Source organism: Desulfurellaceae bacterium (assembly GCA_021296095.1).
Taxonomy (GTDB): domain Bacteria; phylum Desulfobacterota; class Binatia; order Bin18; family Bin18; genus JAAXHF01.
Map to the genome: position 1 here is coordinate 1 of JAGWBB010000043.1, position 22870 is coordinate 22870.

The following is a 22870-nucleotide window of genomic DNA, read 5'->3' on the forward strand; positions in this document are numbered from 1 at the left end:
TGCGCAGCGGCATCACCGCCCGGGCCGAGCGGGCCAGCCAGTCGTTTGACCAGGCGCTGGAGGCCAGCGCCGCCAACATTCCGTTGAAACGGGTCGGCGACCCCCAGGAGATGGCCAACGTCATCGTCTTTCTGGCCTCGGAAGCGGCCAGCTATGTCAACGGAGTCAGTATCCAGGTTGACGGCGGGGTGGTGCGCGGGCTGCTGTAGCGGGGATGTCTGCATGGACGCCATTGCGTCGGCCGCAATTGAGGCGGCCAAAGCCGGCGGGGAAATCGCCCAGCACTATTTCCGCACAAACCTCAGCGTTGAAACCAAGGCGGATCGCACGCCGGTCACCCGCGCCGACCGTGAGAGCGAGGCGTGTATCACCCGCCTCCTGAGTCAGCGCTTCCCGGACCACGGTTTTCTGGGCGAAGAGCTGGGTGAGCGGCCGGGCAGGGGCGACGCGCGCTGGATCATCGATCCGATTGACGGCACCAAGAACTTCATTCGCGGCATCCCGTTTTTTGCCGTTTTGATCGCCCTGGAAGAGGCCGGCCAGATCACGGCCGGGGTGATGTATGCGCCGGCACTGGGCGAGCTGCTGTACGCCCGACACGGCCTGGGGGCGTTTGTCCAGGGCCAGGCGGCGTCAGCCAGTGACCGGCGGGTACGGGTGTCGGATGTCGAACACCTGGACCGGTCCATGCTCATCCACGGCGGCTTGAACGACCTGAAAAGCCGTCCCTGCTGGCCGGCCTTTTTAGCCCTGGTGGACGCGACCGCCCGGCAGCGCGGGTTTGGCGATGCGCTCGGCCACAGCCTGGTGATCGGCGGCCAGGCCGAGGTCGTGCTTGAGCCGGAGATCAAGCCCTGGGATGTGGCGCCGACCAAGATTCTTGTGACCGAGGCGGGCGGGCGCTATTCTGACTTCAGCGGCAGCCCTTCGATTTATAGCGGCACCGCGGTGATCTCAAACGGACGGGTGCATGACGCCGTCATCGCCAGACTGCAAGAAAAAAGGGGAGAGTAACTATGGATACGCCAATCGAAATCATCGAGTTCTCTGACTATCTGTGACCCTGGTGCTATCCTGCGGCCGTGCGCCTGCAAAAGATCAAACAGCACTACGGCGATAAAGTCCGCATCAAGTGGCACCCGTTTGCCCTGCGTCCACAGTATGACTCCCGGCCGTTTCAGTTTCGCGACAGCTATGCCGAGAATGCCTGGAAACGCGCCTCGGCGCTGGCCGAACCGGAAAACCTGTCCTACACCATGTGGCCGCACGAGGAGTTTCCGCGCTGGAGTATGCCGGGCCTGGAGGCTGGTGTGGCCGCCCAGCACCAGGGCGAGGGGCTGTTTCTGAACTTCCATACCCAGCTCTTCCGGTCCTTTTTCATCGACAGCAAGAGTCTCATCGACAAGGACAACCTCGTTGCCGTGGCCCGGGCGTGCGGCCTGGATATGACCGCCTTTCTGCGCGACATCGAGGACAATACCTTTCAGGATCAGGTCCGTCAGCAGTGTGTTGAGGCGGTTGATAGCCACCTGGTCAGTGCGGTGCCGACGGTCATCATGGGCGGCAAGAGGCGCCAGATCGGCATGGTGCCGGAAGAAGCCTACTGGCAGGATCTGGCCGCCCTGGGGCTAGAGCGATAGGCATGGACGCTGAATCCGACCTCACCTGTGAAATAGACTCTGAAGCAGTCTTGTATTTTCGCAACGAGTTCCCTGAGGCCAGAGCCGCCGCTTTGAAAGACGCAGAGGGTTATCAACAAATCCTGTTCGTACTGGAACGCCTCGGCGCGTATATGTTTGGAGGAGGGTGTTACGAAGAACATGAACATAGTGAAGAGTCCAGAGGTCTCGACGACATATCCCCCAAGAGAGGCTGCTGTGCATTGAGGAGGCGTGGTAGCGGAGAGCGTTCGGCGCACTAGCACCCCTGTCCCGTCAGACGGACGGAGTGCATCTCCCCTCCTCGCAGGGGTGGCCCGAAGGGTCGGAGTGGGTTGTTCTGCGCACGTCACCCCCCACTATTTTCCGGGCGAGGAGCCGCCTTCTAATAAGCTGAGCTGTGTTTGACCCCCTTTGATTTTTTCATCAGTGCTCTGTTCTTCCGAGAAAAATCTGAGTTTTGAATCCTCCCAGTATTCCTCATTCTTCTCGACAGACATCCACTGTCGGCCCAGTTCTTCAGCTACCATCCCGGTCGTGTTGGAACCGGCGAACGGATCAAGAACCAGGGCGTCGGGATCCGTACAGAAATTGATGAAAAACCGAGGGAGTTCAGCTGGGAATCGAGCAGGATGACTCTTTCTCCCCGCTGCCTTCAGTCCGTGCAGATACGCGCTGTTGCTTTCGTTGTTGCCACATTGAATGAGATTAGGGGGAATTGATCCGCCTTTATGGTCTGCAAAGCTTTTTTTAATCACATGTCCCGACGGGCGACGGGTTGCAGAAACGCCACGCTTTATGAGGCGGAGCATATCCTTAGAGTACGGCTGCAAAACGTTTTTATTACAGGCTTTAGGAGAAGCCGTCTTGCCCAGCCAGTAGATATATTCAACAGAATCCTTGACACGAATCCTGCGGACGTTGACCCATTCGGCAGGGGCGGGAATCTTCGCCGGATTATACCAGAAAAATTCCTGGCACAGTTTGAATCCTAAGTTATCGCACAGATGGAGAAGGAGACGGAAGTGATACAGGGAGCGCGTTGGGTTTCCGGGGGTCCACGCTCCACCGATGTTGAGGGCAAAGCTTCCCTCCGGTTTCAAGACCCGTCTGATCTGCTCACAAAACGGACTGATCCAGTCAATATAGCTCTCTTGGTCGGCATTCCCATATTCTTTCTTGAAATGGAGGGCATAGGGTGGCGACGTGACAACGAGGTCAACGGAATCATCCTTCAGCTCCGAAAGGATGTTGATTGCATCGGCGCAGTACGCCGTACCGAGGGGCGTTTTGTAATGCTTCTTCATCTCGGTTTGTCCTCAAGGAGGGCGGTGAGGGAACTGTACCACGGAGGACCAAAATCGGAACCTGGCAACGGAACCCTGTGCATGACGGCGAGCTTGTGAGGATACCTGGTGTGTCTCGTCAGGTGCCGTGAGCGAATGAACATGAAATCAGTCCATTGATGGCGTCGAGCAGTTCTGCTGCTGTCAGGTCATATTCGTGTTCAAGCGGGTGTGGCATGAAGGGCTTCTTTTGTGGTCGAGCGTGACGTCCTCAACCAAGGTGCTCTGATACGAGCAAACAAGGTGTCTGATGTGTTTTTCTCTCCATCCTTACCGGAGGGCGAAGATAAGGCGAATATGAGTCTTTGTCAAGCTTTCTCTCCTCCGAATGGCTTTCACGTCAAGTCTGTCTGGAATATGGACACCGTACTGGTGCGCTTTGGCCGTCCCTTTGGTATAGGCTAAAGCCTGCCGGGCGCTCTTCAGAATCCTGCGTCCTACCTTACTCACGGTGTTTTGCCTCCTGCTTTATAGGCCGCAGCGATTTCCGCTAAGATAGCTCACAGTTCATCACACTCCTCTGCTTGACAGACGATTTGTGGTCTTTCAATCTGTGCGGTAAAGAGGGTTCAAGAGGCAAAAGGAGCGAGCATGATTTCCCTGAGCGTGAACGGAACCGAACATCGTCTTGAGGTCAGCCCCGACATGCGCCTGCTGTGGGTGCTGCGGGATATCCTGGGGCTGACCGGCACCAAGTTTGGCTGTGGCATGTCCCAGTGCGGGTCGTGTACCGTCCACCTGGACGGCGAGGCGGCGCGCTCGTGCGTCATCCCGGTCTCGGTTGCCGCAGGCAAAAACATTACAACCATAGAGGGCCTGTCCAAAGACGGCAGCCACCCTTTGCAGCGGGCCTGGGTTGAGCACCAGGTGCCGCAGTGTGGCTACTGTCAGACGGGCATGATTATGTCTGCGGCCGCCCTGCTGGCAAAAAATCCTAAGCCGACCGATGCCGATATCGACGGATCGATCACCAATATCTGCCGCTGCGGCACTTACGCGCGGATTCGAGCCGCGATTCACACCGCAGCCGGAAAGCCGGCCTCAGACACGGGAGCGAGCGCGTGACCCATCTAATGAATGCCATCGAGATATACTCCAGGCGTGAGTCTCTATCGGATGCCGCAAGGCGTTGAACACAGGAGGCGACGATGAAACAGCTATCCCGTCGTGCATTTCTGTTACGGTCCGCCGCGGTCGGTGGCGGCCTGCTGCTGGAAGTCGTGCTGGCCGACCGCGGCGCGGCCGAGACCGGGCAAGCGACCGTCGAGCAGAGCCCGGAGGTCACAGCCTGGATCCTGGTCCACCCGGACGACACGATTACCATTCGGGTGGCCCGGGTGGAGATGGGCCAGGGCAGTTTCACCGGCCTGCCGATGCTGGTCGCCGAAGAGCTGGCCTGCGACTGGAGCAAGGTGCGGGCCGAGTATGCGTCCACCAGCGAACACCTGAGACGCGGGCGTATTTTTCACACCATGGCGACCGGCGGGAGTCGGTCAATCCGGGACAGCCAGGAGTATCTGCGCCAGGCCGGGGCGGCGGCCCGGATGATGCTGACTGAGGCGGCAGCCCTACACTGGGGAGTGCCGCTCTCAGAGTGTGTGGCCGAGAACAGCTTGGTCAGCCACCCACCGACCCAGCGTCAGCTGAGTTTTGGGGTGGTGGCGGCCGATGCGGCCAGGCTGCCGATCCCCGCCGACCCGCCGCTCAAGGATCCCGCGACCTGGAAACGGCTCGGCCAGCCTGCGGCCCGGTTCGATATCCCGGACAAGGTGACCGGCACGACCGCATATGCGATTGATACCCGGCTGCCGGGCATGGTCTACGCGTCGATTGCCCAGTGCCCGGTGTTCGGCGGCCGGCTGAAAAGCGCCCAGGCCGAAAAAATTGCCGATATGCGCGGATTTATCAAAGTCCTGCCCCTGGAAGACGCGGTCGTGGTGGTGGCCAAAGAGAGCTGGTGGAACGCCCATCAGGCGCTCCGCGCCCTGCCGATTGAGTGGGACTTTGGCGACAACGCCACGGTTAGCAGCGCCAGTATCATGGACTTCCTGCGTGAGGGCCTGGACCTTGAAACCGCTCCCGTCTCACGCCACCAGGGCGATGTGGATCAGGCCTTCGCCAGTGCGGCCAAGACGGTCGAGGCCGAGTACTACGCGCCGTATCTGGAACACGCCACCATGGAGCCTCAGAACTGCACCGTGCTGTATACCGACGCGCGGGTCGATGTCTGGGCGCCGGCTCAGAACAGCGAGGCCACCGTGGCGGTGACGGCCGAGACGGCCGAGGTGCCGGTTGATCGGATTGAGGTCCATAAGGTCGATCTGGGCGGCGGCTTTGGCCGCCGGGGGCTGTATATCGAGTTTGTACGCCAGGCTGTCATGATCGCCAAAACCATGCCCGGCACCCCGGTCCAGCTGATCTGGTCCAGAGAAGAGGATATCCAGCACGGCCGCTATCGACCGGTCGCGCTGGTCCGCATGAGGGCCGCCCTGGATGCTGCGGGTGAGCCCAGCGCCTGGTATGTGCGCCAGGCCGAGCAGTCGATTTTCAGCACGGTGCGTCCCGGTCTGGTCCGGGACGGGGTTGACATGGTCGGGGTGCGGACCTTTGCCGACGCGCCCTACGCCTTCCCCAATGTCCACATGGAATACGCCATGCGCAACACCCATGTGCCACCCGGACCGTGGCGGGCGGTGGCCCATACCCACAACCCCTTCTTTCGGGAGTGTTTCATTGATGAGCTGGCCCAGGCTGCGGGCCAGGACCCGTATCGGTTTCGCCGCAAACTTCTGGCCGGGGCGCCGAAAGACCTGGCTATTCTTGATGCGGTGGCCGAGGCTGCGGACTGGGACACCGCGCCGCCACAGGGGGTCCACCGCGGTATTGCCGTGCAGGACGCCTATGGCAGCTATACCGCAGCCGTTATCGAGGTGTCGGTCAACGACGCGGGCGCCCTCCATATCGACCGGGTGCTGGTCGGCATCGACTGCGGCTATGTCGCCAACCCCGACTCGGTGCGGGCTCAGCTCGAAGGTAGCGTGGTGTACGGGCTGACGGCCGCGCTGTACGGCGAGATTACGATCAAGGACGGCCGGGTTGAACAGTCCAATTTCCATGACTACCAGATGATGCGGATTGCCGAGATGCCCAAGGTTGAGACGATCCTGGCTCCCAGCGGTGGTTTCTGGGGCGGGGCTGGAGAGCCGGGCATGTCCCCGCTGGCGCCGGCGCTGTGCAATGCGATTTTCGCTGCTACCGGTAAGCGCATCCGCTCCCTGCCGCTCAAGCAGCATGATGTACGCTGGGCATAGATGACTGCCTCGTTCAATCATTCAGCGTGCGGGCGACTGCCGCGCCGCCGCCTGCTGGGCCTGCTGACGGGCCTACCGCTGGTGTCGCTGCTCAGGCCGCGCCCGGTTCGGGCGGTCGAGCCCGACCAAGCCATCACCCAGCGTATATTGCCGAAAAATCTGAGGCCGCTCATTCGTGACGCCACCGGCGGCGTGCCGCCCCGGCGCGGGCGGGTCAGGCTCAGCCTGCCGACCCTGGCCGAGAGCGGGAATTCGGTACGGCTCAAGGTCGAGGTCGAGAGCCCGATGACGGCGGCCGCCTATGTGCGCCAGATCCACATCTTCTCGGAAAAAAATCCTCGCCCGCTTATTGCCCGCTTCTCTCTCGGCCCGCGTGCCGGACGGGCCGAGGTGAGCACACGGATTCGGCTGGCCGGCACCCAGCGGGTGTTGGCCCTGGCGGTGATGAACGACGGGTCGGCGTGGCTGGATACGGCCGAGGTGGCGGTTACTGCGGCGGCGTGTGTCGAGGGCAGCTGAGCAGGCTATGGCGACGGCGAGGATACACGTTCCGCAGCGGCTCGAAGCCGGTCAGATTTTTGAGGTGCGCCTGCTCATCCGCCATCCCATGGAAACCGGCCTGCGGTATGACAACGTCGGCCACAAGATTCCAAAGAATATCGTGCATACGCTTGTGTGTCGGTATAACGGCCAGGAGGTGTTCCACGCCGAGCTGTTTCCCGGCATTGCCGCCAACCCGTATTTCTCGTTTTTCACCACCGCCGAATCGTCGGGTGAACTGGAGTGTACGTGGACCGACGACGCCGGAGTCACCACCTCCGAGCGTGTGGCAATTACGGTCGGCCAGTGAAACTTCATGCGGTCCTGCCTCAGTTTGGACATGCTTGCCCGTAGAACCCACACCGGCCTGCTCTCAGTCCGCTACTCGCGCCGGGAAAATCCCCCTCAGTCCCCCTTTTTCAACGTGTGATGCACATGACCTGGAATCTGCTCCTACCAGCCGTGCGGAAGCCGCTGGGCTGGAGAGCACCCACCCCGCCGCTGACGCGGCACCCCTCCGAGGAGGGGATGGGGGCGGCACCCCTCCTCGGTGGGGTGGCCGGAGGCCGGGGTGGGTTTCTTTTTGCATCACACGTTTTCAAAGAGGGAAGCGCGAAGCGCAGGAGGATGTCTGGGCGGGAGAATGCTCCTCCAGGAAAGAAATGCAAACTGAGACACTACCCGATCCTGGGGCTGGTGGCGTTCCTGGGGCTGCTGTCCGTCGCTCATCCGGCCGGCGCGGACCCGCCCGCCGGCCGTGGCGCGGCCCTGGCCTCGGCGTGCGCCGTGTGTCACGGTCCGGGCGGGCGTAGCCGGGGGGCGATTCCCGGGCTTAATGGTCTGTCCCCCAAAGCCCTCAGGCAGGCGATGGATGCCTTTCGGACCGAACAACGTCCGGCGACGGTCATGCACTACATTGCCACAGGGCTTACCCCTGCGGATATCGAGGCCGTGGTCGCCCATTTCGGGCAAGAGGGTGAATCCTGAGCAGTTCGTCAGCAAGAGAGGATTGATCACCGTGCTGCCACGCATGCCGGTGCTGACGCGTCGCCAGGCCTTGGGCCTAGCCGGCAGCCTGCCTGTGGCCGGGCTGCTCAGGTCCCGCCCGTGGGCCAAGCCCTCCGGCCGGGTCGTGGTGCTCGGCGGCGGCTTTGGGGGGGCGACGTGCGCCAAATACCTGCGCCTGGCCGCCCCCGAGCTTGCGGTCAGCCTGGTAACGGCCGAAGAGCGGTTTATCAGCTGTCCGTTCAGCAACACCGCCCTGGTTGGCCTGCGTGACCTGGCCTCCCTGACGCATGGCTACCGCACGCTCCGGGAACGCTATGGGGTGCGGCTCATATACGGTCGGGCCACACAGATTGATCCGGCCCGGCATCGCCTCGACCTGGCCGACGGCCAGAGCCTGACCTACGACAAGCTGGTGCTCTCACCAGGCGTTGAACTGCGCTGGGGAGCGCCGCACGGCTACGACCGGGCTGCGGCCGAGGTGTTCCCCCACGCCTGGCAGGCCGGGCCACAAACCGTTCTGCTGGGCCGACAGCTCATGGCCATGGAGGATGGCGGGCTGGTGGTGATTGCGGTCCCGGAAACGCCCTACCGCTGTCCGCCCGGACCCTACGAGCGGGCAAGTCTGATCGCCCACTATCTCAAAACCCATAAGCCCCGGTCAAAAGTCCTGATCCTGGATGCCAAGGACACGTTTACCAAGGACCGGCTGTTTCTGGCCGCCTGGCAACGTCTGTATCCCGGCCTGCTCGAATGGGTGGCGGGCAGTCAGGGCGGACGGGTCATCGAGGTCGAGAGCAAGGCCGGCATCGTCCGCACAGAGTTTGACGAATACACACCGGCCGTGGCCAATATTATTGCGCCGCAACGGGCGGCGGCGATTGCCCGCACCGCCGGGCTCGACCAGGGCCGGGGCTGGTGTGCGATCAAAGCCAGCAGCTTTGAGTCGGTCGGGCATCCAGATGTGCATATCATCGGTGACGCGGCTATCGCCAACCCCATGCCCAAGTCTGCCTTCAGCGCCAATATCCAGGCCAAGGCCTGCGCGCTGGCCATCGTCGCCCAGCTGCGCGGCCAGCCGCTCGCCCAGCCGGTGTTGATGAACACCTGTTACAGCCTGGTCGCGCCCGACTACGGCATTTCCATCAGCGCGGTCTATCGGGTTGAAGACGACACGATTCGGGTTGTGCCTGGCTCAAGCGGAACCAGCCCGCTCGACGCCCCCGAGGCAACCCGCGCCCTGGAAGCCGACTATGCCCGGTCGTGGTACGCCAATATCACGGCCGATACCTTTGGCTAGGATGTCTTTTGTCAATGCTCTTTCGGCCGTCTTGGCTGTCCTGTGGGGGCTGAGTCTCGCCTCGGGTCTTGCCGATGCCAACGACCCGGCTCCGAGTCCCAAGTTGGCTCTGCCGGCTGCCCTCACCGACCAGCCCGGCGATGTCGAACGCGGGCGACGTATCGTGCTCGACCGCGAGCGCGGCGACTGTGTGGTGTGTCACGCCATGCCGCTGCCCGGGCGGCAGTTTCACGGCAGCCTGGGGCTGCCTCTGGATGGCATCGGCAGTCGCTCCGGCGCGGCTGAGCTGCGCCTGCGGCTGGTCAACCCCAAGGCGCTCGACCCGCACACCATCATGCCGGCCTATCATTCCACCCAGGGTCTGTACCGGGTGCTTGGACCCTATCGCGGGCGGCCTATCCTCAGCGCCCAGGAGATTGAGGATGTAGTCGCCTATCTCCTCAGCCTGCGGGCGGATGGGCTAACCCCGCTGCCGGCTTCCCGTCCGCATCGCGTCGACCCGGACCGCACGGAGACAGGCTCGCCTACCGTAGTGGACGGTCGCCGTTCGGGCTATGTGTATCTGTCGGAGGAAAACCGGCGCTTACAGGACGATGCATTCGGCAATCCGGGCCTGTTGTGGGTCGAGCGGGGAGGCGAGCTGTGGGCCCAGCCGCACGGCCCGAGCCACACGTCGTGCGCCAGCTGTCACGCCGACCCTGCGGTCAGCATGCGCGGCGCCCGAACCCGATATCCCCGTTTCGATACCCGTCGCAACAAACTGATCAATCTCGAACAACAGATCAACCGCTGCCGTGAAGAACGGCTCGGAGCGGCCGCCTATGCGTATGAGTCCGAGGAGTTGCTGGCCCTGACCGCGCTAATCGGCTTTCAGTCGCGCGGCCTGCCGCTCCGGGTTGATATCGAGGGACCGGCCAGGCCGTTTTTTGAGGCCGGCCGGGCGTTTTTTGAGCGCCGCCGGGGGCAACTCGATATGGCCTGCGCCCAGTGTCACGACAAGTACGCCGGCCAACGCCTGCGCGGCGATATCCTCAGCCAGGGTCAGATCAACGGCTTCCCGATCTACCGCCATGCCTGGCAAAGCCTCGGCTCCAGCCACCGCATGTTTGCCTGGTGTAATACCGCCATCCGGGCCGAGCCGCTGGCCTACGGGACTGACGCGTACGTCAATCTTGAGCTGTATCTGGCCTGGCGCGGGCGTGGTCTGGGGGTCGAAACGCCGGCCGTGCGGCGGTAGTCAGAAATACAGCCGCAGCTGGGCGTAGTAGATGCGTGGATACAGGCCGTACTCGCTCCGCAGGCGTGTGCCACGAACGCGGGCGCCCCACGGAAAATAGGCGCCCAGCCGCAGGTCGGCCTCATCGCTGATCGACACACTGATAAGCGGGCCGACCAGGCCGCTCAGATCGCGCAGATTCCACTGGCCGAACAGGAAGCCCTGGACCAGGGGGTGAAATTCATAGTCGAGCAGGCCGCCCAGGTAGTGCTGGCCGAGGTTGAAGAGTTCGCCCCGGGCCAGCCGTCGCGAGGTCGCCAGGCGCACATACGAGGCCGCGTCGGCCTGGCCGAAGCCGTTGTAATAGTATTCCAGGAGTGCGTACAGGCCGTTGAGAAAACGGTAGTCTACGCTGCTGACGGCCCGGAAGAAGGTCCGCCGTTCGGAGACCCGCCCGGCGTTGTTGCAGGTAAAGGTGAACTCGCCCCGGACGCCGACCCCCCGCAGCTGACCGTCAAAGAAGGGGCCGACCACAAGGTCGTGAAAAAACCTGCCGGCCATCAGACCGAGATCGAAATCCCGCACGCTGGTCTGGCCGCGCAACCCCATGGCGTGGTGCCGAAAGCTCTCACCAAAGGCGGCGTACACGGCGTCGAGTTGGGAAAACTGGCCCAGCGAAACCTTGGCCCGGAAGGCGTCTATGCCGGGCTTGAACTCCTGGTCGATGGCGACCGGGGAGAAGGCCACAAACAGGTCGGCCGGCGTCCACACCCGGCCCACCCCCCACGATACGGCCTGACGGCCGATAATGATATCGGCCGCAGGCAGGCTCAGCTGCACGTTGGCGCGGTCCAAGGCATGCCGCCACACAAAACCGCTGTTGTGCCTGGCCGTCCAGTCAAAGGGAAACACGGCAGAGCCGTCGGTCTGGCGGTCGCCGGAAAACAGGCCCGCTCGTGTTTCCGAACTCGGATTGATGACGCCGACATGCTCGTAGTGGACCGTCCAGCGTAACCAGCTGCCGATATCGCCCTCCAGCATCACCCGCGCACGGGTGAGGTCGGTGGCCGTATTCGACAGGCCGGGCAGGGCCGGCTCCTGTCCCAGGGCCAGGGTTTTGACGTAGCCGGTCAGACGCATGTCGGCGGGGTCATCCCACAGGGCGCGGGCATCGGAGGCCAAGCTCAGGTGGACCAGCACACATGCCAGCAGGCTGAAGCGCAGGCGGGCCGTCATGACTCGGATGCTGAGCTTGTCTGGCGCTCATCGCTCACGATCCGGCCGTCCCGCAAGCGGATGAGACGCCGGGCGCGGTCCATGACCTGGGGGTCGTGGGTGGAAAAGATGAATGTCGTGCCGTGGGTGTGGTTGAGCTGAGCCATGACATCCAGCAGGGCCGCGGCCGTGGACGAGTCGAGGTTGGCGGTCGGCTCGTCGGCCAGGATAAGGGCCGGCTGGGTCGCCATGGCTCTGGCAACGGCCACCCGCTGCTGCTGGCCGCCGGACAGTTGGGTGGGCCGCCGGTCTTCGAGACCACTCAGGCCGATCTCGGTGAACAGCTGGTCGATGCGCTCCCGCCGTTGCGCTTCGGAGACCCCCTGGAGCAGCAGGGTGAACTCGGCGTTCTCCCGGGCGGTCAGGACCGGGATCAGGTTATAGGCCTGAAACACGAAGCCGATGTGCCGGAGCCGCAACCGGGCCAGCCGGCTGTTGGATAAGGTGTGAAAATCCTGACCGGCCACCCGCACCTGTCCGTCGTCGGCCCGGTCGAGTCCACCGATGATGTTCAGCAGGGTCGTCTTGCCCGAGCCGGACGGCCCGGCGATGGCCAGAAATTCGTCCGCGGCGATGTGGAGGTCAACGCCCCGCAGAGCGGGCACCTCCAGGCCGTCGGTCCGGTAGGTCCTGGTTACGTCTTTGAGTTCGACCGCCCAGTCGCTCATGGCTGTTCCTACATGGTTCGGAGTGCCCCGGGCAGCTCGGTGCGGGCGGCTTTCCAGGCCGGGTAGGCGGCCATCAGCAGGGCCAAGGCGCCGACTATGCCAACCGCCCAGATAATCCGCGCGGCACTCAGCGACGAGTACAGGATCGGGTCAAAGACGGTCCCCGCAACCGGCAGGTCGGTCTCGGTGAAGACGCGCATATCCAGGCCATAGGTCGCAAAATACCAGTGACCGCCCAAGCCCAGGATCAGGCCCAGGATCAGGCTGAGCAGGATGAGGAGTACCGACTCATACATGACCAGGGTCAACAGCTGCGCCGGCTGCAGGCCGACCGCAGCGCACACGCCGAGTTCGTAGCGCCGCTCCAAGACAGACATCAGCATGGTGTTCAGCACGCCCAGGCTGACCATGACCAGGATCATGCCGTTCATGACATAGTTGAAGGCGTCGTCGAGCCAGACAAATCGGGCCAGCTCGGCCAGGGCTTGACGCCAGGTCAGGATTTCAATCTCAGTCGGCGTGAATTGGGTCCGCAAGGCGTCTGCCGCCGCCACGGTAGCGCTGTCCTGATGCAGGAAAACGGCGATCTGGCTGAGCTGATCGCCCGCCTGCAGAAAGGCCTGGGCTGCCGGCAGAGCGAGGTGGACCAGATAGGCGTCCAACTCGCGCAGACCGGTGTGGAAGATGCCGACGACCCGGAACAGACCGCTCTGAATCTCTCCTCCGCCCCCGTTCCGGTTGCCCGTCTGCGGATGGACGGCCTGGGCCATGAGGACGACTTTTGAGCCGATCCGGACCTTGAGCTTTTTGGCCAGCTCATCCCCGATCACCAGCCCTGAAGACTGCTCTCCGTCCAGATACGCGCCGGCGACCATGCGCTGCGGAATCAGTGAGACGACTCGCTCGGCGTGTGGCTGGACGCCGACAATGCCTACACCCGAGGCGTTGGCCGCAGAACTGAGCAGCCCCGAGGCCAGCAGGCGGGGGTTGACGCTGTGGAGGGCGCGGTCGGTGCCCAGGGTTTTGTCAACGGTTGAGACGACGTGGGCGGGAATGAGCAGATCCTGGGACTGGCTGAGTTGATAGCCCTCGGCCTGAATCACCACATGACCGCCGCCCAGCTTGATGCCGTTGACGATCATCTGTTCATGGCCGCCGTCACCCAGCCCCAGCGACAGGAGCAATAAACCCAGCCCCAGGCCGAGCGCCAGGACGGTCAGCATGGTCCGCCGCGCGTGGCGCCACAGGTTGCGCCAGGCCAGGCTCAAGAGCAGGCAGGCTCGTCGCATGGCTCACACCCGTCGCATGGCCTCGACCGGTCGGAAACGTGCCGCTCGAATAGCCGGATACAGCGCCGATAGCACGGCCACCAGCGCCAGCCCCAGCGCGGCCCGCAGATAGGTGGGAAAGTCGTGTTGGCCGTACCAGATGGGGTCGAGGACGACACCGGCCAAGGACAGCTCTCCCATCACGGTGCGTAAATCAAGCCCATAGGTCTGGAGATACCACACCAGCGGCGCACCAAGACCGGCTCCCAGGGCGACACTCACCCCGGCCAGCAGACTGGCTTCGAGCACGATCAGCAGGGTCATGGACATCGGCCGTAATCCCAGGGCCATGAGCACGCCACACTCACGGGTTCGTTCAAACACCGCCATCAGCATGGTGTTCATCACCCCGATGATGGCGACGAGGAAGATAATCGCGAAAAGAAAGGTGTTTGAGCTTTCGTTGAGTTGGACATAGTCGGCCAGGGCCGGGGACAGCTCGGGCCAGGCCCGAACCCGGATTGGCAGCGTCCCGCCGAGTTGGCTTTCGAGTCTGTCGGCAACCGCGCTGGCCATATCTGCGGTGGTGGTCAGCACGCCGATTTCATGAATCCGGTTGGCCGTCAGGCTCAGCAGCTCCTGGCTAGCGGCCAGGGGCATCAGCACAGTGCCACGGTCGATGGTCTCAGACCCGGTCCGCAGAATGCCAACCACGGTGTACAGGTCATTGCCCATTGAGCCGTCTGCGGCCTGGGTGAGCAGGATGATCTCGCTACCCGGCTCGACGGCAATGGTACTGGCCAGCTTCTCGCCCAGCACGACCTCATTGGCGCCGTCCGTGGCCTGCGGATTGAGAAAGCGGCCGCTGGTAAGACGGGTGTGGAAACGCGAAATCTGTTGCTCGCGGGTCGGATCAATGCCGAGCAGATCGGCCCCGGCCGAGTGGTCGGTACCGCTCACCAGACCATAGCCGTACACCCGCGGGGCTGCGGCCAGGACCTGGGGCTGGATCGTCAGGGCCGTCAGCAGCCCGTCAAGCTCGGTCCCCGTCCGTCCCCCCAGCGTATGGTGGAGCGAGCGGTCGGGGTAATACTCCGGGGCGTGAACCTGCATATGCGACAGGCCCATGCGCGTGCCGTTGTCGATCATCTGCCGGCTCAGGCCGTGCAGCAGGCAGGCGAACAGCAGCAGCATGGCATAGCCCAGGGCGATCGCCGTGACGCTGATGAGGGTGCGTCGCGGGTTGCGCCACAGGTTGCGCCAGGCCAGCTGCACGAGTCGGATGATCACCGCTAGCGTTCCAGGTTGCGCAGGGAAAAGGTGTCGGCCGCAATCGGAATGTCGAACTCCATGTCGTCATACACCATCACGGTCTGTTCCTGGGGTTTGTCCTGGGGTTGCATGACCATGCGGGCCGGCACCAGGCGGCCGCCCAGGGTGGTGTAGTCCGAGAACCGCAGCTCGCGCATCAGCGTCCCGTCCTCGTCGTAATAGCGCTGCCAGGTCGGCATCAGGTCGTCCTGGCGCACTTCGAGCTCGATTTTCCCCCACACCACCGGCGCTTCGGGCCGGGGGGTGAGCAAAAATTCATACACCGGGGTGCCATCCCGATCGCCCTCAAAGGCGATTTCCAGAAAATAGTCACGCACGAGCTGGCTGTCTTTGACCAGATCGTCATTGGTGAAATGGCTGCCCATCCAGGAGGCCATCATCATTGAGCTGGGAATTTTGATTGTGCGACTGACCTTGGGCAGATAATTCCAGATGTTATTGTCGACTTTCAGGGTGGCCGTGCCGGCTTCCTTTTTGGGCTGCTGTATCCGCACCAGGGCGTTCTGGGTGCCCTGGGACAAGATCTGCATGGTCAGGCTGCGCTGCCAGTTTTCGGTCACGATCTGCATGGTCACAATCCCCCGGCTCGAATCGCCCCGCAGCAGGCGGTCAACCCGGTCAACAATCTCCCGAGCACGCTGCTCATCGGTCGCAAAGGCCGGGCTGAACAGGCCGAGTCCGACGCTCAGGACGAGTAGTCGCATGAACCTCGCGCGTCTTGTGTGCACGGCCCTAGCTTTGCATCTCTCCCCGTTGGGGACAAGTCCCACGGCGTCACGCTGAACGCTGCTCTCTTGTTGATGAAGAGGCTCATCAGCGTTTACCGTGTTTGACAAATTCGCCGTTCATGGCACTCTCAGGTCGAGTCCGCCGAGCGCCACCCAGCAAAGGGGAACGATGAGAACCCGCTGAATCAAGAAGGGATCAGCGTTGCCCCTCGGAGAGAACCATATGTCTGCCGCACCGCATTTCGATCACCGCCCGTATCTGGTCAGGCCGGGCCACAAGGTTCGTCTGAACGACTACCGGACAAAAGCCGGCCCCGAGTTCAAGAACAAGTCCGCAGCGCGCACGGCCCTGCGCGAGAATATCGCAGACCTGACAGAATCCCAGCGTATCCTGTGGGCGAGTGCCGAATACGCCTTTCTCATCATCCTGCAGGGACCCGACGCTTCGGGCAAGGACGGTCTGGTCCGGCACGTGTTCTCCGGCGTGAACCCGCAGGGTTGTGTGGTCCACAGCTTTGCGGCGCCCAACGAAGAGGAGGTGCGGCACCATTTCTTGTGGCGGCCGAGCCGCTACCTGCCGGCCAAGGGCCAGATCAGCGTGTTCAACCGCTCGTATTACGAAGAGGTCTTGATCGTGCGGGTGCACCCAAAGTTTCTCGATGCCCAGCGCTTCCCGCCCGGCCAGCCTGGAGAAGACATCTGGCAGCTGCGCTTTGACGACATCAACAGCTTTGAAAAGGGCCTGGTGCGCAACGCCACCCAAATCCTCAAGTTCTATTTGCACCTGTCAAAAGAGGAACAGAAAAAGCGCTTTCTGGCTCGGCTGACCGAACCCGAAAAACACTGGAAGTTCTCCGACGCCGATATTCATGAACGGCGACACTGGAAGGACTACCGACAGGCCTACGAGGATATGCTGGGCCAGACCAGCACCGACTGGGCGCCCTGGTATATCGTGCCGGCCGACAACAAATGGTACGCCCGGGCTCTGGTTGCCGATATTGTCGCGGCGCGGCTCGGGGCGCTGCCCCTGCGCTATCCTCAGCTTGGCCAGGACCAGAAAAGACGCCTGCTGGAGGCGAAACGCGAATTGGAGAGCGAATAGGAGGCTGTCGTGCCGGACACTGAAGAACGGACGTTTCGCCTGCGCTTTTCCCTGAGTGCGGATATCCCGGTCGAAGCCTGGGACGATGAGGATTTTGAGGGTGATGAGTGGCTGGACGAGTGGGAAGTCAGGATCAAGCCTGGCTTGATCCGTCACGTTATGGGCTACCTGCGGACGTTTGAGGGCTGGACCTGCCACCTCCGCAACCGCGGCCTGTCACCGCTAGATGAGATTGAGATTGTCCTTAAAAAAGCTCGGTCACACGACACCTAGAGACGCCCCGATGGGGCGCCTCCAGGCGCCGTATCAGACCTGTCAGGTCCGTCAGACCTGGGTCGAGCCGAGCAGGTTGCCGCCCAGCGACGGGTGGCCGAAGCGCTTATCGCCCAGCACGTTGATGAGCGAGGTTTTGCCGGATTTGAGTGCCCGCTCCAGGGCGGGGATGATCTCGTCCGGGGTCTCGGCGTGCTCGGTATGCACCCCCATCGGCTCGAACACCTTGTCGTAGCGGATATTGGGCACCATATCGAACGGATCGGTCCGGCCCTTGAGCAGCGGCATCTGCTCGAAACTCGGGCCCCACGAGCTGTTGTTCCACAGCAGGCAGATAATCGGGATGTCGTATTTGGCGGCGGTTTCCATATCCATGCCGCCAATGCCCAGGCCGCCGTCGCCCGAGACAACTACGACCTGTTTGCCCGGTCGGCCGAGCTGCGCCCCGATCCCCATGCCAACCCCGTGTCCGACTGGGGCCAGCGGACCGGCGTCCACGATTTGTCCGGTGGTATGGGCGGTGAACCACTGGCTGGTGTAGCCGCTGAGGGTGAAGCTGTCGATGATCAGGGTGGCGTCCTTGTCAATGACCGAGATCAGGTCCTTGGTCAGCCGGTCGGGGTGAATCGGCACATCGCTATGCGTCTTGGCCGCCCGTTCTGCGATCATGCGTTCGTAGTTCTGGCGAACCTCGACCATCTGTTGCAGCCACGGGCTCTCGCGTTTGGCGCTGAAGTCGAGCTGCATGGCTTTGATGGCGTCGATAATCTGGCGCAGGACGAGCTTGGGGTCGCCGACAATACCGACCTCGGCCGGAACGTGCCAGCCCACGCGCTGCGGGTCGGTATCGACCTGGATATAGGTGGCCTTATCCGTCCAGGTCGGCGGTTCACCGAATTTTTCACCGCTCCAGAAGCGAAAGCCCACCGCCAGCACCACATCGGCGTTACCGGTAAAGGGTTTTTTCCACGCCCCACGGATGGCCAGGGGGCTGTCCTCGTCCAGGGCGCCCTGACCGGCCCGGCGGCAGTAGACCGGCGTGCTGGTCAGCTCGGCCAGCTCTTTGAGTTCTTCCTGGGCGTCGGACCAGAAGATCCCGTCACCCCCGGCAATCAACGGACGCTGGGCCGAGAACAGCAGTTCGGCCGTTTTTTCGATGCTGCGCGGGTCGCCCTGGGAGCGAATGGCATCGGTGTCGTAGATTTTGGCTCCCCGGCGCTGTTTGGTCTCGTCGTCGGTCTGGTACAGGATGTTGGTCGGGATTTCCAGCATGGAAACGCCCTGGGGCGGATTCTTGGCCTCGCGAAAGGCCTGGCGCAGGTCAACCTCAATCGTTGTCCAGTCCAGGACGCGTTTGCCGAACTTGGCAAACGAGCTGACGACATCCGAGCCGTAGGCTTCCTGAAACGAGCCGATGTAGTCCTCGGTCGTCGGGTGCTGGCCGGACAGGCACACCACCGAACTGTTTGTCAGGGCCGCCCCGCACAGTCCGGTCACGGCGTTGGTCAGACCGCAGCCGGCGGTCACGCAACACACGCCCGGTTCTCCGGTGACCCGGGCATAGGAGTCGGCCGCATACGCCGTGGCCTGTTCGTGACGCATATGGATCAGCTTGATGCCGTTATCGCGCAGGGTGGCCAAAATGGGGAAGGTATGCCCGCCGTTGACGGCGAACATGTATTTTACGTTTTGCTCTTTGAGGATGCGACCAATCAGCACTCCTCCATCGACACTTGCCATACGACTGCCCTCCTTGTGGGTATGAAGACGGGGCATCTTCCCATATTTTTCCGGAACAAAAAAGGAGGGGCGGGTTTCAAACCCGCCCCTACCGTCTGATGGTCACGACATCCAAGCTCTATGCGCAGGCGGCGAATGCTGGAATGCCTGCCCGCCCCCGCAGCGTATAGCTTGCCCGCCGGCTTAGGCGATAATGCCTTCTCTGGCCGCGCGCAGGAAGAATTTTGGTCTCCACAGCACGAGCGCGGCCGGCACGAAGGTACACGCGCCGAAGAAGCTGATACCCATCCACAGCGCCAGCAGCAGCCCCATTTCGGAACAGAACCGGATGCTGGCAAAGGACCACAGCATGGTCGCGGCGATCAGGGTGGCGGCGGTAAAGGCCACCGCTTTGCCGGCCGTATGCAGCCCCATGCGGACCGATTCGCTGACCCGGTACGACTCGATCTCTGTGTCGCTGAGATCCTTGCCGACCGAATACTCTTCGAGGGACTTGGCCACGGTTGGGCCGTTGTACTCTTCGACCGCCCGGCTGACGATGTACAGGGCGTAGTCAATACCGAAACCGACTCCGACCGTCACGATCGGCAGCGACTGAAGGTTGATCCCGATATTGCGGAAGCCCATATAGGCATTCACAATCCCGTTGGCCAGGAACAGCCCGATCATCATCACCAGCGAGGCCACCGGTGAACGGTAGGTAAACATCACGATCAGGAAGATCGTGCCGAAACCCAGGGCGTTCATCAGAATGTCGTTTTTCAGAATCTCCTCATTGGCCGCTGCGGTTACCCCGATCAGGCCGCCGGCCAGGCGATAGTCGGCGGTCTCGAGCGGATTATCGTTCACATACTGCTGCACGAAGTGCATGATCCGGGCGATATTGTCGCCCTGGTGATTGGCGCAGTAGAAAGTCACCCGGGTGGTGGTATAGCTCGGGTCAAGAAAACGCGAGGTTTCGCCCGGTGGTGCGCCGGCGAAGAAGAAGAAGAACAGCGCGCTGACCTTTCGTTGCTCCTGCGGAATCACGCCCCAGCGCGGCTGCATATCGTAGAACGTCATGTTGATCGACTGGATGATATCGGCCAGCGAGAAGCTGTAGCCAATATCCGGATCGCGTTCCATGTAGCGCTGGAAGCTCTCCATATTGCGCAGTAGGGTAGGATCTTTGAGGACATCCTTGTCCCGGCCTTCGAGCACGATAATCAAGGGCTCAATGCCGCCAAAGAACTTCTGAATTTCGAGGTGGGCCTGATTGTAGGGAGAATCCAGGTGCAGCAACGGGGTGCTGGCGCTCGGATCGCCGATGGTCAGGTGGCGAATCTGGGTCAGGGCTATCAGGAAAGAGATAACCCAGAAGGCGATGATCATCCTGGAGTTGCGCGGGATCACAATCCAGGCCGCGCATTTGCCAATAAGATTCTGGAGCCAGCCCTCCTCTCGTTGAATGACTTTTTGTCTGTCGGGGGCTCTGAGGTAGTAGTAGACGATGGGATTGAGCAGCAGCTCACTGATCGCCACCGAGGCGACCCAGATGGAGGCCGAGATGGCGATCCGCTGCAGAATGACCACCGGCACGATGATGATCACCAGCATGCCCAGCGAGTCGGTGATGATACCGCTCAGGGTCGGCACGAACAGCTCGGCAAAGGCTGAAACAATGGCCTGTTCTTTATTCCAGTTACAGCGCCGGTACTCTTCATAGTAGCGCTCGTGCATCTGGACCGAGTGACTGACCGCCCGTGCCGTGACAAAGAAGGGGATCACCAGGGCCAGGGGGTCCATGGCAAAACCCATCATGGACTGGATACCTAAGCCCCAGAAGGCCGAGAGAATACCGGTGATGGTTGGCCGCAGGGCACCCCGCCAGTCGTGGAAGTACAGGTAGAGCAGGATCCAGCACACCAGGGTTGCGGCCAGAAAGACGTAGAACACCTCGTTGGCGTAGTAGTAGATCCAGCCGTACAGCTGTGGCTCACCGGCGACGTAGATCTCGTGGTTTTCGGTTTCAAACGGTTCTTTGACCGTTCGGGCAATCTGGTCGAAGATCTCCTTGTAGTCCAGACGACCCTCAATGAAATTGGCTTTGATCAGGAGTGCCTGGCCGTTCAGCGCGACGAGCTGGCCATAGATGGATTCGTCGTTGTAACAAATCTCCTTGATCTCATTGACCTCGGCATCGGTCTTGGGTGGGCGGCGCATGACCGGTGGGGTGGCGATCGTGCCTCCCAGCACGGTCAGATAGCGGGTGGTGCGGTGACCGATCGACTCAATCTGATCGTGGTTCACCCCCGACACCCGGTCAATCGCCTGGGTCATGTCATAGATCTTGGTCAGCAACTCCCTGGTAAAGACATCGCCTTCATTGACCTTGAGCATGATGTTGACGTTGTTGGCGCCGCCAAACTGCTCGGCAAAGCGGAAGTGGACCTGAATCCAGGGGTGCTGGTAGGGCAGCAGGTTGCTGAACTGGGTGAACATCTCCATCTTTGAGGCCTGATAGGCCATGAAGCCGGTCACCAGGGCGACGATAAGGGTAATCGGCAAACGGAGTCGAATGAGCCCTTCGCCGAGGCGATAGAGGGCCGGTTTTTCCGCGAGGGCGTGCGATTGTTCCGAGGTGTTCGTTTCATCAGCCATGGGTGTCTCCTTTTATTGGTCTTTCACCGGACGCCAGGTCTTGCCACCATCGCTGGTCAGCAGAATACTCCCCTTTCCACCGACCATCACGCCGTTACCGCTCTCTGCGATGGCAACCCCGTTCAGCCAGGTGAACACGTCGGCATCGGTTTCCGCCGTTGACCAGTTGGCGCCGTTGTTGTCGGAGTGCAGCACCAGGCCGTTCGAGCCCACGGCAATCAGCGCACCGTCGGAATTCGGCTGGACGAGGTCGTAGAGGGGCATGTTCGGGATCCCGGCTCCGGTGGTGCCCTCCCGAGCGACCCAGGCCCAGGTCTGGCCGCCGTCGCTGGTGGTGGCCGCCGCGCCGGCACCACCGATGATGAGGCCGTTGTTGGAGTCGCTGAAATGGACGCGGAAGAAGGCCGCCAGCGACATCACATCCGAGGCCACCACGCCCATCTCTCTCAGCGACTCGAGCAGGCTGCCGTGTTGAGAGCCCCAGGTCTGACCGCCGTCGGTGGTGTTGCGGACGTTGCCGTACTCGCCCACCATCCAGCCGTGCTGGGTGTCAACAAAGTGGACCCCGTAGTACATGATGTCGGGGACGGCCAGCCGCATATCGTCGTTGAGACCGACCTGTGACACCTCAATCCGCTTGGCCGTCCAGGTTTCCCCGCCGTTATCCGTCGAGACCACTGTCGATTCGTCACCACTCGCCCAGCCGTGCAGATTGTCCACAAAAGAAACCGAGAACAGCGTCTTCTCGGTATCCGACTGCTGCTGGGTCCAGGTTTGACCGCCGTCGCGCGAGTGGAGGACGGTGCCGTAGTGACCGACCGCCCAGCCCTCATCGCCGACGAACTCAACCTGGTTGAGCGACCATTCCGCGGGAGACTCGACCTCCATCCAGGTTTCGCCGGCGTCCTCGGAGCGGATGATGCGCCCGTTGTAGCCGACGATGACAAAGGTGTCGCCCGTGGCGTGAGCAACGTCAAAAAACTTATCGGTGCGGGTGATAAGCTTGTCGACAAATGCGGCTGAATAGTCCCGATGACAGCCGGCTAGTCCAAGCCCCAGTACAACGGCTAGGGCAAAGAAACTCAGACGTGTGCGGGCACTGCCGGCCCTGTACGTATCCATCGCCTGTGACCTCCTTTGAAATGGTGCGAGTATAGTTATCCCCGGTAGGGCGGTATGATCTCCGTCCTTTGCACGGTTTTTTTGTAAAAGTCAAGGGTTCAGAGGGACAGGAGAATATCTAAACCGCCCGTTCCAACAGTCTCTCCAACGCGCGTGTATGGGTGTCAAGTGTACGTGTATGAACGCCGAGTGTATCAGCCATCGCCTGCCGGTCTGCGTTGCTCTGTCGCATCATCCAGGCAGCCCAGCAGAGAATGCCGGTCCAGACAACGCTGGAGAGTGATTCAGATACGGTCATGGGATGGGAGGGGAGCGGGGTTCAGCGGGTCGAAAGTGGTGCAGG

The 22870-nt window shown here is 62.1% G+C and carries 21 protein-coding genes; 12 read left to right on the forward strand and 9 right to left on the reverse strand.

The window, feature by feature from the left end; genetic code table 11:
* The 3 genes from J4F42_12040 to J4F42_12050 form a co-directional block, all read left to right on the forward strand.
* On the forward strand, positions 1-209 hold a 209-nt coding region (locus J4F42_12040; GenBank protein MCE2486238.1), incomplete at its 5' end, for an SDR family oxidoreductase.
* 13 nt (positions 210-222) lie between these two features.
* Positions 223-1014, forward strand: coding sequence for a hypothetical protein (locus J4F42_12045; protein ID MCE2486239.1), 792 nt, complete (start codon positions 223-225; stop codon positions 1012-1014).
* Between the two features lie 68 nt (positions 1015-1082).
* On the forward strand, positions 1083-1640 hold the full coding sequence (locus J4F42_12050; protein MCE2486240.1) for a DsbA family protein: 558 nt from the start codon (positions 1083-1085) through the stop codon (positions 1638-1640).
* 377 nt (positions 1641-2017) lie between these two features.
* Here the strand turns inward: J4F42_12050 and J4F42_12055 are convergent, their stop codons facing one another.
* On the reverse strand, positions 2018-2965 hold the full coding sequence (locus J4F42_12055) for a site-specific DNA-methyltransferase (GenBank protein ID MCE2486241.1): 948 nt from the start codon (positions 2963-2965) through the stop codon (positions 2018-2020).
* A 630-nt stretch (positions 2966-3595) separates the two neighbouring features.
* On the opposite strand from J4F42_12055, the gene J4F42_12060 reads away from it, so the two are divergent.
* The 7 genes from J4F42_12060 (at position 3596) to soxA (ending at position 10397) form a co-directional block, all read left to right on the forward strand.
* On the forward strand, positions 3596-4069 hold the full coding sequence (locus J4F42_12060; GenBank protein MCE2486242.1) for a (2Fe-2S)-binding protein: 474 nt from the start codon (positions 3596-3598) through the stop codon (positions 4067-4069).
* 83 nt (positions 4070-4152) lie between these two features.
* Entirely contained in the window at positions 4153-6315 is a 2163-nt protein-coding gene (locus tag J4F42_12065; GenBank protein ID MCE2486243.1) for a xanthine dehydrogenase family protein molybdopterin-binding subunit, read from the forward strand.
* The gene (locus J4F42_12070; GenBank protein MCE2486244.1) at positions 6316-6834 is read left to right on the forward strand and encodes a hypothetical protein; all 519 of its coding nucleotides are present in this window, start codon (positions 6316-6318) and stop codon (positions 6832-6834) included.
* Positions 6835-6841: 7 nt separating this feature from the next.
* Positions 6842-7165, forward strand: coding sequence for a thiosulfate oxidation carrier complex protein SoxZ (soxZ, locus tag J4F42_12075; protein MCE2486245.1), 324 nt, complete (start codon positions 6842-6844; stop codon positions 7163-7165).
* A gap of 317 nt (positions 7166-7482) precedes the next feature.
* Positions 7483-7842, forward strand: coding sequence for a c-type cytochrome (locus J4F42_12080; protein MCE2486246.1), 360 nt, complete (start codon positions 7483-7485; stop codon positions 7840-7842).
* A 31-nt stretch (positions 7843-7873) separates the two neighbouring features.
* Complete coding sequence (locus J4F42_12085; protein ID MCE2486247.1) at positions 7874-9160, forward strand: FAD-dependent oxidoreductase; 1287 nt, start codon at positions 7874-7876, stop codon at positions 9158-9160.
* Between the two features lies 1 nt (position 9161).
* On the forward strand, positions 9162-10397 hold the full coding sequence (gene soxA, locus J4F42_12090) for a sulfur oxidation c-type cytochrome SoxA (GenBank protein MCE2486248.1): 1236 nt from the start codon (positions 9162-9164) through the stop codon (positions 10395-10397).
* Here soxA and J4F42_12095 read toward each other — a convergent pair whose 3' ends face one another.
* Genes J4F42_12095 through J4F42_12115 form a run of 5 tightly spaced genes read right to left on the reverse strand, consistent with a single transcriptional unit; the run spans position 10398 to position 15623 of the window.
* Positions 10398-11612 carry a hypothetical protein gene (locus J4F42_12095; GenBank protein ID MCE2486249.1) on the reverse strand — a complete coding sequence of 405 codons (1215 nt, stop codon included), beginning with the start codon at positions 11610-11612 and terminating at the stop codon, positions 10398-10400.
* On the reverse strand, positions 11609-12319 hold the full coding sequence (locus J4F42_12100) for an ABC transporter ATP-binding protein (protein ID MCE2486250.1): 711 nt from the start codon (positions 12317-12319) through the stop codon (positions 11609-11611). Before J4F42_12100 ends, J4F42_12095 begins: the two co-directional genes overlap by 4 nt.
* Before the next feature lie 8 nt (positions 12320-12327).
* Positions 12328-13608, reverse strand: a complete 1281-nt coding sequence (locus tag J4F42_12105) for an ABC transporter permease (protein MCE2486251.1) — start codon at positions 13606-13608, stop codon at positions 12328-12330.
* Between the two features lie 3 nt (positions 13609-13611).
* Positions 13612-14877 (reverse strand): ABC transporter permease, encoded by a 1266-nt coding sequence (locus J4F42_12110; GenBank protein ID MCE2486252.1) that lies wholly within the window; start codon positions 14875-14877, stop codon positions 13612-13614.
* A gap of 2 nt (positions 14878-14879) precedes the next feature.
* Positions 14880-15623, reverse strand: coding sequence for an outer membrane lipoprotein-sorting protein (locus J4F42_12115; GenBank protein ID MCE2486253.1), 744 nt, complete (start codon positions 15621-15623; stop codon positions 14880-14882).
* Between the two features lie 247 nt (positions 15624-15870).
* Between J4F42_12115 and J4F42_12120 the strand changes: the two genes are divergently transcribed.
* Both J4F42_12120 and J4F42_12125 read left to right on the forward strand, forming a co-directional pair.
* On the forward strand, positions 15871-16752 hold the full coding sequence (locus tag J4F42_12120) for a hypothetical protein (GenBank protein ID MCE2486254.1): 882 nt from the start codon (positions 15871-15873) through the stop codon (positions 16750-16752).
* A 9-nt stretch (positions 16753-16761) separates the two neighbouring features.
* On the forward strand, positions 16762-17025 hold the full coding sequence (locus J4F42_12125; GenBank protein MCE2486255.1) for a hypothetical protein: 264 nt from the start codon (positions 16762-16764) through the stop codon (positions 17023-17025).
* 51 nt (positions 17026-17076) lie between these two features.
* On the opposite strand, the gene J4F42_12130 is transcribed toward J4F42_12125, so the two are convergent.
* The 3 genes from J4F42_12130 to J4F42_12140 form a co-directional block, all read right to left on the reverse strand.
* Complete coding sequence (locus tag J4F42_12130) at positions 17077-18765, reverse strand: thiamine pyrophosphate-binding protein (protein MCE2486256.1); 1689 nt, start codon at positions 18763-18765, stop codon at positions 17077-17079.
* A gap of 183 nt (positions 18766-18948) precedes the next feature.
* Entirely contained in the window at positions 18949-21405 is a 2457-nt protein-coding gene (locus J4F42_12135; GenBank protein MCE2486257.1) for an MMPL family transporter, read from the reverse strand.
* A gap of 12 nt (positions 21406-21417) precedes the next feature.
* On the reverse strand, positions 21418-22527 hold the full coding sequence (locus J4F42_12140; GenBank protein MCE2486258.1) for a hypothetical protein: 1110 nt from the start codon (positions 22525-22527) through the stop codon (positions 21418-21420).
* Between the last annotated feature and the right edge of the window lie 343 nt (positions 22528-22870).